This window comes from Rhodococcus wratislaviensis (assembly GCF_900455735.1).
Lineage (GTDB): Bacteria > Actinomycetota > Actinomycetes > Mycobacteriales > Mycobacteriaceae > Rhodococcus_F > Rhodococcus_F wratislaviensis.
This window is the reverse complement of the sequence record NZ_UAUI01000008.1, coordinates 1-18964: the sequence shown is the minus strand read 5'-3', so window position 1 is coordinate 18964 and position 18964 is coordinate 1. Positions and strand designations below refer to the sequence as shown.

General features: G+C 66.7%; 6 protein-coding genes. 4 read left to right on the top strand and 2 right to left on the bottom strand.

What is annotated here, in order from left to right; translation table 11 throughout:
• Positions 1-5: 5 nt before the first annotated feature.
• The gene (locus DTA22_RS11860) at positions 6-437 is read left to right on the top strand and encodes a hypothetical protein (RefSeq protein ID WP_245973331.1); all 432 of its coding nucleotides are present in this window, start codon (positions 6-8) and stop codon (positions 435-437) included.
• Between the two features lies 1 nt (position 438).
• On the opposite strand, the gene DTA22_RS11855 is transcribed toward DTA22_RS11860, so the two are convergent.
• Positions 439-1959 (bottom strand): Hsp70 family protein, encoded by a 1521-nt coding sequence (locus DTA22_RS11855; RefSeq protein ID WP_255309460.1) that lies wholly within the window; start codon positions 1957-1959, stop codon positions 439-441.
• A gap of 222 nt (positions 1960-2181) precedes the next feature.
• Between DTA22_RS11855 and DTA22_RS11850 the strand changes: the two genes are divergently transcribed.
• The 3 genes from DTA22_RS11850 (at position 2182) to DTA22_RS11840 (ending at position 6633) form a co-directional block, all read left to right on the top strand.
• A complete protein-coding gene (locus tag DTA22_RS11850; RefSeq protein ID WP_245973332.1) occupies positions 2182-3354 on the top strand; it encodes a RodZ family helix-turn-helix domain-containing protein in 1173 nt (390 codons plus the stop codon).
• A gap of 88 nt (positions 3355-3442) precedes the next feature.
• Positions 3443-5188 carry a P-loop NTPase family protein gene (locus tag DTA22_RS11845; protein WP_112299533.1) on the top strand — a complete coding sequence of 582 codons (1746 nt, stop codon included), beginning with the start codon at positions 3443-3445 and terminating at the stop codon, positions 5186-5188.
• Positions 5185-6633 carry a dynamin family protein gene (locus DTA22_RS11840; protein WP_112299532.1) on the top strand — a complete coding sequence of 483 codons (1449 nt, stop codon included), beginning with the start codon at positions 5185-5187 and terminating at the stop codon, positions 6631-6633. Before DTA22_RS11845 ends, DTA22_RS11840 begins: the two co-directional genes overlap by 4 nt.
• A gap of 24 nt (positions 6634-6657) precedes the next feature.
• Here DTA22_RS11840 and DTA22_RS11835 read toward each other — a convergent pair.
• A partial coding sequence (locus tag DTA22_RS11835) for an amino acid adenylation domain-containing protein (RefSeq protein ID WP_409372696.1) occupies positions 6658-18964 on the bottom strand: 12307 nt, incomplete at its 5' end.

The following is an 18964-nucleotide window of genomic DNA, read 5'->3' as shown; positions in this document are numbered from 1 at the left end:
CAGCAGTGAACAGCAGCAGCGCCCCCACCGTGATCGGTGGGGGCGCTGCTGTTTCCGTGACGGCCCGCGTTGCGCACGGCGTAACCTCCGACATGATGACTTCGGGCGCCGATCTCACCTTTCGCCGCGCCGCCACGTACACGGTGGCGGTGATGGCCGGTGCAGTCCTCGTCGCGCTCCTTTCGGTCGCGTGGATGTCGATCGGGTCCGGTGACTGCGCCGAGTCGATGATGGAGTGTGCCGGCGGGGAGAAGTACGTCCTCGTCTTCGGTCCACCCACATTGCTGCTCGTGGGCGGTGTCGGAGCCTTCGTGCAGACCTACCGGGTGTGGCGGGCAGGCGGCCGATGGCCGATCTGGCAGGGTGCGGGCTGGATGCTGTTCGTATTCATGCTCATCTACGCCTCACTGTCGGCTCGCGCACTCACCGAGATCTGACCTACCGCGGTCCGGCACCGCCGCGTCCCGGCATTCCGCCGCCCATCGGCTGGGCGGGCGCCGGGCTCTGCACGGTGTATTCCTGGACGGTGTCGTCCTGCGCGGTCTCGTCGGCCGACGAAGCCTGTTCGACGGACGAAGTTGTGGTGGACGTCGCCGAGGGAGCGTCGTCCTGGCCGATCAGTTGGGTCGCCGCCGCGCCCGCGCCGAGGAGGACGAGCACGACGACGCTCGCCGCCACCATCCATCCCCGGATCCCCGACTTCGGCGTCTCCCTCGCCGGCACACTCGTCGGCGCCACAACGATCGTTGCGGGCGGCGCGACGCGCCGGGTCGGCACCTCAGCCGATGCGGGCGGGGGCAGCACGCGCGACGACGCTGCTGCCACGACCGGTCGCGGCGCCGCCGGTGGTGTCACCCGGGGTCCCGGTGCCGACATCACCCGGGAACCCGACTGTTGTAGCGATGCCCGCTCGGCGATCACCGCCGCGCCGCGGGCGGACGCCGTCGCCGGCTCGGGTGAGACGACGAGTGGGACGTCCACGGCCGTCGAGAACATTTCCGACACGAGCGGGACCGCTGCTCCGCCGCCGAGGAGGACGACAGCGTCGACGGGGGTGCCTATCTCGGTGAGGCGTTCGAGTTCACGGGCCACCGTGTCCGCGGCGCGGGTGAGTGATCCGCGGATGACTTCCTCGAATTCGGACCGCATGACGCGTATCTGGCGTCGGATTCCGGGAAGCTCGACGGTCACCACGGCAGAGGTGTCCTGCGACAACCGCTCCTTCGCAATCCGGCAGCGGGCGGCGAGTTCGGTCAGCGCACCGTGGTGGGCGGGATCGTCGACGTCGAAGTCCGGGTTCGTGTTCAGTACGAGCGCGACCACGTGTTCCATCAGCAGCCGGTCGGCGTGGTCGCCGCTGAAGTCGGCGCTCCGCGTCGATCGGACCACACCGAAATCGGCGCCGCGCCTCGTGGCCAGGGTCAGGTCGAGGGAATGGGCTCCGACGTCGCACAGCAGCAGTGTTGCGTAGTCGTCGAGCGTCTCGACTCCGGAGATCCATGTGAGTGCCGCAATGGTTTCGGGGATCACGGTGACGGTGCGATGCTGCAGCAGACCCCAGCGGCGGATCTCGTCCTCGAGTTCCTCGACGGCGTATTCCGACCAGCCCGCCGGAGCCCCAACCACCACGTGGTCGGGCGACGGGGTGCGGCCACGAATGAGGCAGTCCAGCGCGGTGGTCACCAATTGCGCGGCCGGGGTCCGGGTTCCGTCGTCGCCGATCACCGGAACCGGATCACCGACCCGGTCGATGAAGTCGCGAAACACGATGCTGCCCTGAGGAAGCGGACCGCTGCGGTGCGGGCCGAGGGCGGGCGCGCTGCTCGACGACAGCACGAGCTCGGCCGAGTGCCGCACCACCGCGAACCCGTCGCGCTCCCGGTGCATCTGCGATTCACCGTGCATCTGCGCGGACACGAACGAGTCGGAACCCATACTGATCCCCATCGATGTCCGCATGTCGTGATCTCCGTTCCGTGGTGACGGCAGGCGTCTTTCCTGCCGATCGAAACGCTAAACCGCCTTCCTGTGCCGACCACTGTGTGCTTCCTGCGATGTTCCTGTGTGCGGCTTCGCGCGCCCCTAGGGAAGGTGCAGCGTCCTCCCATGGTCTTCCCAGGAACGGCCCATACCGTCGTCGGCAGTCGCCTCGAAGGGGCAAACCGAGATGAAGGAGCACTCATGACGAGAAGCGAAATCCACCCACCGCAACCCGACCTGGGCGGCGCACCCCACGCGGCGGACCTTCTTCGCAACGGACTCGACGGGCTCCTGCGCGACCTCCACCCGACGAATCCCACCGGCGGAGAAGCCGCTCAGCACGGTGCACCGCAGCGTAATTCGCAGTCGGCCGACGAATCCCGCCACGATTCACCGCGCGACAACAGCAGCCGCGGGTTCGAGAACGCCGGACACGACACCGGCAACCAGACCCACCAGAACAACGCCACCGACCACGACGGACGCACCGATACCCACAATGTCGCGGGAGCGGGAGCCGGCCACGAGACCTCACAGCCTGCGTTCACTCAGGCCAACCCGGTTGCGACGCAGCCGTCGACTCTGGCACCGACGGCATCGCTGTCCTCACCGACGTCGCCCGCCGCCGTGCAACCTGGTGCAGCGAGTGCCGCACCCACGGCCCAGCCGATCACGACGACCCCGGTGTCGACCCACTCCGATACGGCGGTGACGTATACACAGAATCAGAATCAGGTTGCGGATCAGCAGAATACGCGGAGTTCGGAGCCCACTTCGACCTCTGCCGACGAGGGCACACGAGTAGCGGCGACGACATCCGACTCCGCCACGCAGAACGCGACGGCGCCCACCGCGGATCTCGGCCGATCCGAGACGACGACAGCATCGCCCGTCACGACCGACGACCATGCGACGGCCACCGCGACCCAGACCCAGACACCGGAGGCGACCACCACAGCGACAACCACCACGGCGGCAACGGCGCCGGCCGCGGACCACGGCCAGTCCCAGGAGACCACCCCGTCCACGGCTGTCACCAGCACCGCGGCGACCGGTGATCTCTCGTCGGCGGATCACACGACCTCGAACACGGATCTCGGCAACGCCACCACGACAACCGACACCACGACCCACCTCACGAGTACGACCGACACCGCAACGACCTTCGACACGGCCACCACGTACGACTCCGGCACAACATACGACTCCGGCACCACGTATGACTCGAGCGCCGCGCTCGACACCGGCACGTCACTCGATGCGACGAGCGCGACGAGCCTGTCGTCGGGGTTGACGGCCGATTCCGGTACCACTCTCGACACCCACGATCAGAGCCTGACTGCGACGACGACCGTCGACCAGCACGTGTTCTGACCTCGACGTGGCGGGCCCGCCGACTCCCCTGCACGCGGGCCCGCCACTCCCCTCTCCAGAACGTCCGTCACCCACTCTTGCGGAGATCATGAACGCCACCCTCGAATCCCCCGCCGTCGCCACCCCTTCGCGCTCGAATCTTCCTGCCGAGACCACTGCGTCGATGGCGGCGCTGCTGACGCAACTCGCGGCACTCACCCGGACTGCGGGTCGCGGTGATCTCCTGACCCGGCTGTCGCACACCGAGTCTCGTCTCGCCGATCCGCGCACGCGGGTCGTGGTTCTCGGCCTGACCGACAAGGGTGTCAGTTCGGTGGCAGGTGCGCTCGTCGACGCGGATGTGTCGGCGACCGCGCAGTCCCGGCACGAGCCGGTGGTCGTCGAGTACGGGCCTGTCGCATCGGACCCGGATTCGACGGTCACGCTCCCCCACGACCTGCTCGCCGAGGGACTGGTGCTCGTCGACGCACCGGGATTCTCCGGTCACGCTCCCGCCCGCGCCGCGGACACCCTGGCACTCGTCCCCACGGCGGACGCGGTGCTGTTCGTCTCCGATGCGAGCCAGGAATACACCGAACCCGAGATCGCCCTGCTCACGCAGGTGCACCAGCTGTGCCCGATGGTGATCTGCGTCGTCAACAAGATCGACTTCTATCCGCGCTGGGCGCACATCCAGAAGGCCAACCGCACCCACCTGCAGAATGCGGACCTACCGCTGCCGCTGCTGCCGGTGTCCGCACTGATGCACGCGGACGCCCGCGAGACCGGTGACGACGCGCTCGACGTCGAATCCGGCATCCCGCAACTGGTGGACTACCTGCGCAATCAGGTCGTCGCACAAGCGGATGTCGTGCTCCGCAACTCGGTGATCGCCGATGTTCGCACCGTCACCGACCATCTCTCGCTGTCGCTGGGCGCCGAATTGGATGCGCTGCGCGATCCGCAGCGCGGCGCCGCGCTGCTCGAACAGATGACCCGGGCACGCGCGGCGGCGGATCAGCTCCGGCAGCGATCCGCGAACTGGCAGTACACGCTGGCCGACGGGGCTGTCGAGTTGATGACGGACATCGAGCACGACCTACGTCATCGTCTGCGCACCGTCATCCGCGCGGCCGAGGAGGACATCGGCAAGTCCGACCCGGCACCGCGATGGGAGGAGTTCGGTTCCTGGCTCGACGGCGAGATCGCGACGTGTGTGCGCGAGAACTTCGTGATGGCCCACACCCGTTCGCAGGCCCTCGCCCTTTCGGTCGCACAACGCTTCGCCGAGGACGGCAAGGTCCCGGTTCCCGTGCTGCGCATCGACGACGTGGACCATGTGCTCGAACCCGTCAACACCCTCGAATCCCTGGAGAGCGCGCAGGGTTTCACACAACGCGTCCTCTCCAGCATGCGCGGGTCGTACGGTGGCGTGCTGATGGTCGGCCTCGTCACGAGCCTCGCAGGCCTGGCACTGGTGAATCCCTTCTCGATCGGTGCCGGAGTTCTGCTCGGCGCCAACACGTATCGCGAGGACCGCAAGGCGCGCACCGCCCGCAGACAGGCGGAGGCGAAGGTGGCGGTGTCGAGATTGATGGACGACGTCATCTTCCAGGTAGGCAAGGAGTCGAAGCAGCGGCTGCGCGAGGTGCAGCGCGTCCTGCGCGACCATTTCACCGACCTGGCCAACGAGATGCTCCGATCCGTCGACGATTCGCTGCGCGCGGCGACGGACGCGTCGAAGATGCATGACGATCACCGTGCGACGCGGTCGGCGCAGATCCGCACGGAACTCGACACGCTGCGGCAGATCCGAATGCAGGCCGCCGGATTCACGGGACGGGTGGCGGCATGAGCGTCACTCGCCTGGGAGCGCAGACCCGTCAGTTGATCGATGCCGCCCGGCACGAACTGCGCGGCGACCCCGCCTCCGTCGAGGAACTCCGGCACTGCGGCGCCCGTCTCGAGGAGCCGCTCCGCGTCGCCCTCACCGGGACGCTGAAGGCCGGGAAGTCGACGCTGCTCAACGCCCTCGTCGGTGAGGAGATCGCGCCCACCGACGCCACCGAGTGCACCCGGGTGGTCACCTGGTTCGAGCAGTCCGCCACGCCGCGGATCGATCTCACCCACGACTCCGGACGCCGGACGCGACTGCCCGTGCACCGGGACGAGGGCAGACTCTCGCTGGATCTGGGGACGGTGACCGCGGATCGGGTGGAGCGACTGCAGGTGGGGTGGCCGTCGGCGCTGCTCGGCGAGTTCACGCTCGTGGACACTCCCGGAACGTCGTCGAACTCGCGGGACGTGTCGGCGCGCACCCGGGCGCTGCTTCTTCCCGAGGACCGGCCGTGCGACGTCGACGCCGTCGTCTACCTGACCCGGGGCACCGACGGCGCGGACGTGCGGTTGCTCGACCAGTTGCAGACCCGGGTCGGCACGGCGACCGGTCCGCTCGGCATCGTCGGTGTGCTGTCGCGCGCCGACGAGGTGAAGGGCGGCCGCGAACGCACCCTCGACGCCGCCCGGGCCGCCGCGGACGACGCGGGTCGCCGGGTGCAACGGAGCCTGCTCCCCGTGTCGGGACTTCTCGCGCTCCGCGGCCGGACGCTGCGTCAGACCGAGTTCGACGACCTCTCCGTGCTCGCAGCCGTTCCGGACGACGCACTCGAACCCGCGCTGCGCTCGGTCACCAGGTTCACCGCCGACAACGCCGATCTCCTGCTGGCGGCCCGGCAGCGACGCGACCTCCTCGACTGTTTCGGCCTCTTCGGTATCCGGTTCGCGGTCAGGCTGATTCGCGCGGGCGCGACCGACGCTCCGGCGCTGGCCCGCGAGCTGACGACGCACAGTGGCCTCGAGGACCTCCGCCGCACACTGCATCTGCAGTTCGGTCAGCGCAGCACCGAATTGAAGGCGCACTCGGCGCTCAGGTCGCTGAAGGCCGTGCTGGCCCGCACACCGTCGTCGGCGAGCCGCAGCCTGAGCAGGGCGGCCGACCGGCTGCTCGCGGACACGCACGTGTTCCGGGAACTGCGGGTGCTGTCGGGACTGCGCACCAGCGGTCTGCAGTTGCGGGACGCGGACGTCGTCCTGCTCGAGCGAGTGCTCGGCGGCGAGGGCATGTCTCCGCACACCCGCCTCGGCATGCCCGACGACGCCACCCCGGAGCAGATCTCGCGCGTCGCGCTGACGGCCCTGCGGTTCTGGCGGTCCCAGGCGGGACGCCCGACCATCGACACGGCGACGGTCCAGGCGTGCGCGTGCGCGGCGCGGTCCTGCGAGGCTCTGCTCGCGCGTTGAGCGGTCATTCGTCTGATCTGTTCGCTATTCGGTTTGCTCCCTCAGTGCCTCGTTCAAGATCGGGCCGACGACGGCGAGAGCGTCGGGTGACGTCATCTGCCAATGCGTGACTGCCACGGCGTGGTTGTGCACCACCCCGGTGACCGCGTTCTCCCATCCGCGGGCCGCCCTCGCGCCGGTGGCATCGTCGGCCGCCGCGGTGAAGAACACAATGTCTCCGTCGAAGCATGCAGGCCGGTACTCCGACATCAACCTCGAGTTTCGGTCCGCCGCCGACTCGAGCCGCCTCACGACCTTCTCGGTGTGCTCTACGGAGTGTCCGGACATTTCGGCCAGCGCTTCGATACCGAACCCACCCAGCAACTCACTCACCGAGACATCCGTGGGCGACCCTTTCTCGACCGCCGTCGCGCCGGAGAAGCTGTCCATCATCGCCAGCAATTCCACACTCTCGCCGGCTGCCTGAATCCGGACCGCCATCGCATGCGCGATGACGCCGCCGAGTGACCAGCCGAGCAGTCGGTACGGCCCGGCTGGTCGGATATGGCGGATCTCACGGACGTAGCGGTCCGCAAGTTCGTCGAGAGACTCCGGAAGATAGCTGTCTTCGAGAATCGACGGGCTCTGGATGCCGTAGATCGGCAGATCAGGGTCGAAGTACTGACGTAGACCCGAGTAACACCAGGACAGTCCGACGATCGGATGAATACAAAACAGCGGCGTCGCTTTACCGTCCGCACGGATCGGAAGCAGCGGCCCGAACCCTTCCCCTGCCGTGCCCGTGGCCCCCTTCTCGATCCGAGCGGCCAATGCTTCGACGGCGGGATCGGTGAACAGCCACTGCAACGGAACTGCCGCACTCAGGTCTTGCTTCAATCGGGCGACGATCCTGGGCGCGACCAGGGAATTGCCGCCCAACGCGAAGAAGTCGTCGTCCAGCCCCACTTGTTCGACACCGAGAATGTCGGTGAAGGCCGAGGTGACGATTCGCTCGACGCGCGTCGTCGGGCCCCTGAACTCCCGCTTCGTGAACTCAGGGGCGGGCAATGCGTTCCGATCGACCTTGCCGCTCGCGGTCAGAGGCAATTCGTCGAGCACCATCAGCACGTCCGGCACCATGTACTGGGGCAGCGAGCTGCCGGCCGTGGCCCGAACCGATTCCACGTCGACCAACCGACCCCTCGCGGGGACCACGTACCCGACCAGCTGCTGACCGAAGTCGCCGTCGTGCACGATCACAACGGCCTGCGCGATCGACTGCTGTGCCACCAGCGCGGTCTCGATCTCGCCCAGCTCGATACGCAGCCCCCGCACCTTCACTTGAGAGTCCTGCCGACCCAGATACACCAGCTGTCCGCGTGGGTTCCACTTGACCACGTCCCCGGTGCGATAGAGACGCGTCCCTGCTGCCCCGAACGGATCGGCCACGAATCGCTCCGCCGTCAGCCCCTGGCGGCGATGATAGCCGCGAGACAGCTGCACTCCTGCCAGATACAGCTCTCCTTCGACCCCGGCGGGCACAGGGTGGAGACGTCGATCCAAGACCAGTGCGGTGGTGTTCCATACAGGTGCACCAATCGGTACCGATTCCCGCTCGAGTCCGTCGCATCGGTGGGACGTCGCAGTGACCGCATATTCGGTGGGACCGTACTTGTTGTCGAGACGAGCCTTCGACCGCGACGCGCATCGCTCGGACAATTCCACCGGCAGTTCTTCGCCACCGGCAAAAACACACCGCAACGAATCCGGTAGACACGCCTCCGGATCGGCGAGGAGCGCCGCCAGCATCGACGGTACGAACGCGGCCACGGTGACACCGGACTCTTGCATCAGTGACAGCAGATAGTCCGGATCCCGATGCCCGTCTGGACGCGCGACGATCATCCGGGCACCGACGGCCAGCGGAACCAGTAATTCCCACATCGACACGTCGAACGTCACCGGCGTCTTCTGCACCACGACGTCGGAGTCGCCGAACTCGTATTCGGCTGCCAACCAGGACATTTGGTTGACAATCGCGCGGTGGCTGACCGAAACCCCTTTGGGTCGTCCGGTCGATCCCGATGTAAAGATTACGTACGCCAGATTGTCGGGCCGCGCGGACGTCACGACTTCGGACTCCCCAACCGGCTCGGACGAATACACCGACAAATCCAGGGCGTCGACGTTCAGCACCCGATTCCGGGACGTGTCGAATCCGTCCCGGGAGGTGGACAGGACGCACACGGGTCCTGTGGTTTCCAGGATGTAGTCGTTGCGTGCCGGGGGTTGATCGGGGTCCAACGGCACGAATGCAGCACCCGTTCGGAGCACCGCGTAGATTCCCGTCACCAACTCCAGCGACCGGCGCATCCCCAATGCCACCAACGACTCCGGTCCCACACCCTCGTCGATCAATCTACGAGCCAATCGGTTCACCCGGGCAGCGAACTCGGCATACGACAGCGACTCGTTGTCGTACACGATTGCCACCGCGTCCGGTGTTCGGGCTACCTGCGCATCGAATCCGTCGAGCAGCAGTCCATCCGGGACGTCGTGTCCTGTGATGTTCCATTCGCGCAGCATCTGATGCCGCTCGTTCTCGTCGACGATCGAGATGTCGCCCACCACCATCATGGGGTCATCCACCACCGCTTCGAGAATTCGCACGAACCGCCCCGCGATCTCGCGCACCGTCGCGGCGTCGAAAACGTCCGTCGCGTAGGACAGCCTTCCCACGAATCCACCCCCGCCATCTGCCGACTCACCCACAGTCATCGACAGGTCGAACTGCACCGCTTGCCGATCGACCTCCACCGGCGAGACCGTCAATCCCGGAAGCTCCACCGCAGGCCGACCGAAATTCTGAAACGCCAACATCACCTGAAACAGCGGAGAGAACGACTGAGACCGGATCGGATTCAGCCTTTCCACCAATCGCTCGAACGGAACATCCGCCCGGGAGAACGCCGCGAGATCGACATCGCGCATCCGCCTCAGTAACTCCGCGAACGATTCGTCCGGCTCGTACCGAGTCCGCAACACCAACGTATTGACGAACATGCCCACCAGATCGTCCAACGCCGCATCACCACGGCCCGCGATCGGCGACCCGATCGCGATATCGGTCGCCCCACTCAGCCTCGCCAAGAGCACCGCGAACGCCGCATGCACCACCATGAACGGTGTCGCACCCGCCTCTCGCGCCAGCGACACCAGACTCGCCACCGTCGCCGCCGGGACGGTGAAATCCACGCTGGAACCGAGGCCCGACCGCACCGCCGGGCGTGGCCGGTCGGTAGGTAACGCCAGCGCATCCGGCAGCCCCGACAACGCATCCGCCCAGTACGCGATCTGCTGCGACATCAACGATCCCGGATCGTCCTCCGAACCCAGCACCTCCCGCTGCCACAACGCGTAATCCGCATACTGCACCGGCAACGGCGTCCAGGACGGCTCATGCCCGGCGTGCCGGGCGGCGTATGCCACCAGCATGTCTCGGGCCATCGGTCCGGTCGAGAAACCGTCCGCGCAGATATGGTGCACCACCACCGCCAAGACGTGCTCGGACTTCGACACCCGGTACAGCGCCCCGCGCACCGGAACCGATTCCGTGACCTCGAAGCCCGCCGTGAGCAATGCGGCCACCCGCATCCGCAGCTCTTCCTCGTCCGCGACCGGAATCGGCGTCAGGTCCATCGACACTCGCGGCGCATGCACGATGCTCTGCGTCGGCCCCTGGTCCGAGTCCGGGAACACCGTCCGCAAGGCCTCGTGTCGAGCGAACACGTCGAGCACCGAAGCCTGTATCGCTGCCACATCCAGTTCACCGGACAGGCGGACCACAAGCGGAATGTTGTATGCCGCCGACTCCGGGTCGAATTGGTTGAGGAACCACATCCGCTGCTGCGCCAACGACAACGGAATCCGCGCCGGCCGCACCCGACGCGTCAACGCCGGCCGCCCACCCTCACCAGCATGCTGCTCGGCCCGCACCGCCAGCGCCGCCACCGTCGACGCCTCGAAGATCACCCGAACCGGCACACGGGTGTCCAACGCCGCACCCAACCGGGACACCACCTGCGTCGCAACCAGCGAATTACCACCCAACGCAAAGAAATCGTCGTCCAGACCGACCCGCTCGAGCCCCAGCACCTCCGCGAAAATACCCGCCACGACCTCCTCGACCGGCGTGGTCGGCGCCCGAAACTCCCGAACGACGAACGACGGCGCGGGCAACGCCCGCCGGTCGAGCTTCCCACTGGGATTCAACGGCAACGCGTCAACGACCACCAGCACGTCGGGCACCATGTATCGCGGCAGCGATGTGCGCACCGCCTCGCGTGTCGTCTCGACGTCGACGGTTCGCCCGCTGGTCGGCAGCACGTACCCGACCAACTGTTGACCGAAGTCACCGTCGCGCACGACCACGACGGCCTGGTTCACCGATTCGTCTGCCGTCAGCGCGGCCTCGATCTCCCCGAGTTCGATCCGCAGGCCACGTAGCTTCACCTGGAAATCGGTGCGACCCAGGTATTCGAGGTCACCGTTCGAATTCCACCGCACCAGGTCACCCGTGCGGTACAGCCGCTCACCGGAGTCGGCGAAGGGATGGGCGACGAATCGTTCTGCCGTGAGCGCCCCGCGGGCGTGATAGCCGCGGGCGAGCTGGATTCCGGCGAGATACAACTCCCCCGGCACGCCGACGGGCACGCGGTGTAACCGGCGGTCCAGCACGAACGTGCGGGTGTTCCTTATCGGTCTCCCGATCGGTATCGGACCCGACACACCCCGCAGACAGCGGTGCACGGTCGAGGTCACCGTGGCTTCCGTCGGACCGTACGTATTGTCCAGCGCCGCCTCGGTGCGCGCGGCGAACCGAGCGGCCGATTCCGAGGGCAACGCTTCACCGCCGACCGAGACGTACCGCAGCGACCGCGGCAGCGCGAGCGACGATTCCGCGAGGAACAGTGCGAGCATCGACGGCACGAATTCCAGGATCGTGACGTGCCACCGGTCCGACATCCGCATCAGGTATTCGGGATCACGATGTCCGCCAGCCGCGGCAATCACCAATCGGGCACCGGCCTGCAGTGGATAGAACAACTCCCACACCGACGCGTCGAACGTGATGGGCGTCTTGTGCAGCACCGTGTCGCGATCGCCGAGCGCGTAGCGGCTACGCATCCATGCAATCTGGTTGACCACCGAGCGGTGGCTGATCGCGACGCCTTTCGGTCGCCCTGTGGAGCCGGACGTGAAGATCGCGTAGGCGAGGTTCTCGGGCCGCAGTGGCGCCAGCCTGGACGCGTCGGTCACCGTCTCCGAGCCGAAGTCCGACAGGTCCAGGATGTCGACTTCGTCGGCGTCCACCGACGCCGGCAGGTCACCGCGGTCCCAGGACGTGGTCAGCACCACGTCGGGTTTCGCGGTCGCAATCATGTACGCGTTGCGGTCTGCGGGATGCTCCGGATCCAGCGGCAGGTACCCGGCACCGGCTTTGAGCACGGCGTAAACGCTCACCATCATCTCGAGGGAGCGACTCATGCCCAGTCCCACCAGCGACTCCGGTCCCACCTCTCGTGAAATCAAGTATCGGGCCAGCCGATTCGCGCGAGCATCGAACTCGGCGTAGGTCAACGACTGTTCCTCGAACACCACCGCCACCGCATCCGGCGTCCGGCGTACCTGATCGTCGAAGAGCTGCACCAGGGTCCCGCCCCTGACATCCACGGCTGTGGCATTCCATCGATCCATCGCCGCGCGCTCGTCGACGCTGCGCAACTCGATCTCGCCCACCGGTATGGTCACATCGCGTGTGACCGCCTCGAGGATGGTGACGAGTTGGGTCGCGAATCGGGCGACCGTCGATTCCCGGAACAGGTCGAGCGCATAGACGATTGATCCCTCGACTCCGGTCCGATGCCCCGCGGAATCCGAGGTGTCGGTGAAGTGGATCTCGAGATCGAGTTTCGCACCGACGTAGTCCGTTTCCAGAGGGGCGATCTCCAGGCCGGGCAGAGTTACCCTGGACCGGACGAAATTGTGAACCACCAGCAGTACCTGGAACAGTGCTGAATGGGCCGTGGAGCGCATGGGATTGAGGACTTCCACCAGACGTTCGAGCGGAACGTCGGGGTTGCCGAATGCGGCGAGGTCGACTTCCCGGACCTCGGCCAGAACATCGGCGAACGACATTGCGGGGTCGACGCGGCTGCGCAGCACCAGAGTGTTTCCGAACATCCCGATGAGGTCGTCGAGTGCCGGATCGCCGCGTCCGGCTATCTGTGTGCCGATGGGGATGTCATCGGTTCCGCTCAGGCGGGCCATCAGCACCGCCAACGACGCATGGACCACTATGAAGAAGGTCGAGTTGAATTCTCGTGCAAGGTGATCGATACGCTCGGCCAGATCTGAACTCAGGGTGAAGCCGACCTTGGCGCCGCGCGGCGATTGCACTGCCGGACGCGGTTGATCCGTCGGCAACTCCACCATCTCCGGCAGATCTGCCAGAACGTCGGTCCAGTACCGCAGTTGTTCCGAGATCGGCGACGTCGGATCGTCCTGCGCGCCGAGAATCTCCCGCTGCCACAGGGTGTAGTCCGCATACTGCACCTCGAGTGGCGACCAGCCCGGTTCGTGCCCCTCACGCCGCGCGGCATACGCCACCACGATATCGCGCGACATCGGCGCTACCGAGCCGCCGTCGCTGGAAATGTGGTGCACTACCATCGCCAGCACGAACTCGTCATCGTCGAGCTGGAACAGCTTCACGCGCAACGGGACTTCCCGGGCCACGTCGAACCCGCGCCCGACGAAGTCGAGCACGAGGGCATGCGCCTCGTCCGGAGCGACCCGCTCCGGCGTCACACTCAGCGCGAGCGCCGATGTGGGGACGATTACCTGAGACGGCCCGTAGCCCGAGTCCGGGAACGTTGTGCGCAACGCTTCGTGCCGGTCGATCACGTCGACCAATGCGGTCTGCAGCGATTCGATGTCCAGATCACCGGACAGCCTGATTGCCAGAGGAATGTTGAAGGCCGCCGACTCCGGGTCGAACTGGTTGAAGAACCACATCCGCTGCTGCGCCAACGACAACGGAATCCGCGCCGGCCGCACCCGACGCGTCAACGCCGGCCGCCCACCCTCACCAGCATGCTGCTCGGCCCGCACCGCCAGCGCCGCCACCGTCGACGCCTCGAAGATCACCCGAACCGGCACACGGGTGTCCAACGCCGCACCCAACCGGGACACCACCTGCGTCGCAACCAGCGAATTACCACCCAACGCAAAGAAATCGTCGTCCAGACCGACCCGCTCGACCCCCAGCACCTCCGCGAAAATACCCGCCACGACCTCCTCGACCGGCGTGGTCGGCGCCCGAAACTCCCGAACGACGAACGACGGTGCCGGCAACGCCCGCCGGTCGAGCTTCCCACTGGGATTCAACGGCAACGCGTCGAGCACCATCACCTGCGACGGCACCATGTAGTTCGGCAACGTCTCGCCCACCCTGGTGCGCAGAGCCTGCGGGTCGAGGGCGACGTTGGTATCGGGAACTACGTATCCCAGCAGTTGTTCACCGGTATGGGGATCGTTGCGCAAGACCACGACGGTCTGCGCGACTCCCTCGCATCTGCTCAGCGCTGCCTCGACCTCACCGAGTTCGATCCGCAGACCCCGCAATTGCACCTGTGAGTCGATTCGCCCGACGAAGTCCAGTCGTCCGTCTTTCGTCCACCGCACCAGATCGCCCGTGCGGTACATCAGGTCGCCGGAACCCCCGAAGGGATTGGCCACGAATCGAGCTGCCGTGAGTGCACCGCGGGCGTGATAGCCGCGGGCGAGCCCACGGCCCGACAGATACAGCTCGCCGATCACGCCGACCGGAGACGGATGCAGCCTCGCATCGAGGACGACCGCTCCGGCGCCCTCGATCGGGGTGCCGATCGTGATTCGTTCCTCCGGAACGAGCGCATCGGTCATGGTGATGATGATGGTGGTCTCTGTGGGACCGTAACTGTTGAAGAACCGACAGGCGGGTGCGAACTTGGCGACCAACTCCGGCGGGCAGACGTCTCCGCCGACGACCACGGCCTGGAGTTCCTCGAGCCCGTCCGGGTCGACGATCCCTAGGGCCGCCGGCGCTGTGATGATGTGGGTGACCCGCTCTACGCGCAGCAACTCCGCGAGCTCGCCGCCACCGATGATCTCGGGTGGAGCGACCACCAAGGTGGCTCCGGCACTGAACCCCGCGATCATCTCGAACACCGATGCATCGAAGCTCGACGACGAGAACCTCAGCATCCGCGAGTTGCCGGTCAAATTCAGTTCGAGGCGGGTGTCCGAACAGAACGATGCCAGCCCGGCATGGGTTACAACGACGCCCTTCGGGACCCCGGTCGAACCCGACGTGTAGATCATGTAGGCCGCAGTGGACAACGCCACCGGCGCACCGCGCTCGGCGTCGGTGATCTCTGCCGCCGACAACTCGTGGCACAGATCCTGCACCTCGCCCGCCGTGGGTACCAGCCAGGCAACCTTCCCCGGAAGCGATGTGGTTTCGGCACCGGTAAGCCCGATGACGGCCCCGGAATCGACCAGCATGTACTCGATCCGCTCGGCCGGCAGTTTCGGATCGACCGGCACGAACCCGCCACCCGCCTTCGCGACCGCCCACACCGAAACAACTGCTTCGATGGACCGAGCGAAGGACAACGCGACAAATGTCTCAGGACCGACACCCCGCGATATCAACACTCGGGCCAGCCGGTTCGATCGGGAGTCGAGGTCCGAATACGACATCTCCACGCCACCGCAGGTCAATGCAACACCCGAGGGGTTCGACGCGACGCCGGCCGCCAGAATTTCCGGCAACGTCCGTGGCCCTACCCGCAATGGCTCAGGGGCCGCAGCCGCGAGCACGCGTTGCCGCTCGGCCGGACCCAGTAAGTCGACGTCGCCCACCGGGACGGACGGATTCTCGACGACCGCCTCGAGCACCCGCACAAACCCCTCGGCGATCCCGCGCACTGTCGCAGCATCGAAGATGTCCGCTGCATACGACAGCCTCCCCGCATACCCACCCCCGGCCGCGTCATTCACAGTCATCGAGAGGTCGAACTGCGCAGCCTCCCACTCGACCGCCACCGGTGACACCGTCAAACCCGGAAGCGCCACCCTGGACGGCACGAAATTCTGGAACGCCAACATCACCTGGAACAACGGCGAGAAGGACTGCGATCGTGGTGGATTCAGCTTCTCCACCAACCGCTCGAACGGCATCTCAGCCCTGCCGAACGCCTCGAGGTCCGAATCGCGTACCCGCCCCACCAGCTCCGCGAACGACCGACTCGGCTCACAATCGGCTCGCAGCACCAACGTATTGACGAACATGCCCACCAGATCGTCCAGCGCCGCATCACCACGGCCCGCGATCGGCGATCCGATCGCGATGTCGGTAGACCCACTCAACTTCGCCAACAGCACCGCCAACGCCGCATGCACCACCATGAACGGTGTCGCACCCTGCTGACGGGCCAGCGCCGCGAGACGCACCATCGTCGCCGCCGGCACCGCGAAATCGACACTCGCACCCACCCCCGACCGCACCGCCGGACGTGGCCGGTCGAGCGGCAGAGCCAGCACGTCCGGCAGACCCGCGAGCGCATCCGCCCAGTACTCGAGCTCCTGCGACATCAGCGACGTGGGATCGCCCTCGGAGCCGAGAACGTCTCGTTGCCACAGGGTGTAATCCGCATACTGCACTGGCAGCGGGGTCCACGACGGCGCGTCGCCGGCTGTGCGCGTGGAGTACGCGTGCACCAGATCGCGGGCGAGTACCTGGATCGACCACCCGTCGATGCTGATGTGGTGCACCACCATCACCAGCACGTGTTCGTCAGGAGCCTCGCACCGCACCAGTGTCAGAGCGATCGGGATTTGCGTGGTCACGTCGAATCCGTGTGCCACTGCCGCTCGGATCCGTGTGTCCAGAGCAGCGGCCGGGACGACGTCGGGCACAACGTCGATCAGATCGCCGGTCGCGGCGTGACCGACCGGCAGCACCAGCTGATACGGGCCGTCCGAGGATTCGGGATAGATCGTGCGCAGCGATTCGTGCCGTTCGAGGATGTCCGCGGCCGCCCGGCGGAGTGCGTCGACGTCGAGGGAGCCGGACAGCCGCAGTGCCGCAGCCACGTTGTAGGCACTCGACGTGGGGTCGAACCGATTGAAGAACCACACTCGGGTCTGAGCCAGGGACAGGGGAAGCCTGTCCGGCCTCGGGCCGGACGCGAGCGCGGGACGCGGTGCCGTACCGGCGTGCGTCCGGTCGACTACCCTGGCCAGAACCCCCACGGTGGGCGCCTCGAACAGCGACCGCACATTCAACTCGGTGCCGAGCTCCGCGTTGATCCGGGCTACCACACGGGTCGCGATGAGGGAGTTGCCCCCGAGATCGAAGAAATTGTCCGACATACCGATCCGCGGAGCGCAGAGCACGTCCGCGAGAATCTCTGCGAGAACGTACTCGGTCGGGGTGCCGGGCGGGACGAATTGCGCCGAACTCGCGAACTCGGGGACCGGCAGTGCCTTGCGGTCGAGTTTGCCGATCGCTGTCAACGGCAGTTCCGCGAGCACGACCAGCGCCGACGGCACCATGTACCGGGGCAGCACCGTTGCGGCTGCGTCGAGTAGCGCCCGCTCATCCGGGGACCTCCCGGGCGCAGGCACCACGTATCCGGCGAGGTAGTCGCCGGTGGACCCGTCGTTGCGGGCCAGTGCCACCGCCTGTGCAACATCTGCGTGCCGGAGCAGCGCCGCCTCGATCTCACCGAGTTCGATGCGCTGGCCGCGAAGCTTGACCTGAAAGTCCGTGCGGCCCAGGTATTCGAGCTGCCCGGTCGGCAGCCACCGAACAAGGTCACCGGTGCGGTACAGCCGACTACCCCCTCGCACAGTTCCGCCGGCCGCGATGGGGTTCGCGACGAACCTGTCCGCCGTCAGATCGGACCGGGCCTGGTATCCGCGGGCGAGCTGGACGCCGCCGATATACAACTCCCCCGCTACCCCGACGGGGACGGGACGTAAGCGTCCGTCGAGTACATACGTATGGGTGTTCCAGACCGGCGCTCCGATCGGCACGGTGGACTCGTCCGTCCCGGTCTCGTAGGAGGTCACGTCCACCGCTGCCTCGGTGGGACCGTACAGGTTGTGCAGCTCCGTCCCGCTCACCCGGTGCAGTTCCGCCGCCGTCGTAGGCGGCAGCGCCTCACCACTGGTGAACACCCGGCGCAACGAACGGCACCCCTCGACATGCGCCTCCGCCAGGAACACCGCGAGCATCGACGGCACGAAGTGCACCGTGGTCACGGATTCTTCACGGATCACCCGCTCGAGATAGGCGGGGTCACGGTGCCCGTCCGGCTCGGCGATCACCAGCCGCGCGCCGGTCTGCAACGGCCAGAACAACTCCCATACCGACACGTCGAACGTCGCGGGGGTCTTCTGGAGGACCACGTCGTCGTCGCTCAGCGGGTACCGATGCTGCATCCACAGCAGCCGGTTGACGATACCCTCGTGCGGCACCGCCACCCCCTTGGGTCTGCCCGTGGAGCCGGAGGTGAAGATGACATACGCAAGGCTTCGTGCGTGCAACGGCCCCAGCCGGTCCCGGTCCCGGATGGGGTCATCGGAGAGCGCCGATACATCGAGGGTGTCGAGGTCGAGGGCCGGAACCTCGGCGGGCAGCGCGGCGCGATCCGAGGTGGTGGTGAGAACGACGACCGGACCGGCGGTTGCCACGACGTACGCGATCCGCTCGGCCGGCTGGTCCGGGTCCATCGGAACGTACGCGCCGCCGGCCTTGATCACCGCGTAGATTCCCACCAGCATATCCATCGAGCGTCGCACCGCTACACCCACGAGCGATTCGGGGCCCACACCCCGGCTGATCAGGAACCGCGCCAGTTGATTCGCGCGGGCATCGAACTCTGCGTACGTCGACACCGCCCCCTCGAACACGACGGCGGGGGCGTCGGGCGTGTGAGCCACCTGCGCGTCGAATAGTTCGGCGAGGGTGAGGCGCGGCACCTCGTGTTCCGTTGCATTCCAGGTGTCGACCACCAACTCCCGTTCCTTCGGAACGAAAAGGGCGACGTCGCCGACCGGTGTGTCCGCGTCGCGCGCGATGGTCTCGAGAATACCGATCACGCGCGCCGCGAGTGTCGTGACGGTATCGCGATCGAAAATTTTGTGCTGGTAACGCAGGCTCAGCCGCAGTCGAGGTTCGAGGATCGACAGCAGGGTGATCGGATAGTGCGTGGCGTCACGCGCATCGAGAGCGGTCACT

Coding starts and splice junctions, on each gene's coding strand:
- DTA22_RS11855 (WP_255309460.1), bottom strand. CDS start 1,959: ATGCGGACATCGATGGGGATCAGTATGGGTTCCGACTCGTTCGTGTCC.
- DTA22_RS11845 (WP_112299533.1), top strand. CDS start 3,443: ATGAACGCCACCCTCGAATCCCCCGCCGTCGCCACCCCTTCGCGCTCG.
- DTA22_RS11850 (WP_245973332.1), top strand. CDS start 2,182: ATGACGAGAAGCGAAATCCACCCACCGCAACCCGACCTGGGCGGCGCA.
- DTA22_RS11840 (WP_112299532.1), top strand. CDS start 5,185: ATGAGCGTCACTCGCCTGGGAGCGCAGACCCGTCAGTTGATCGATGCC.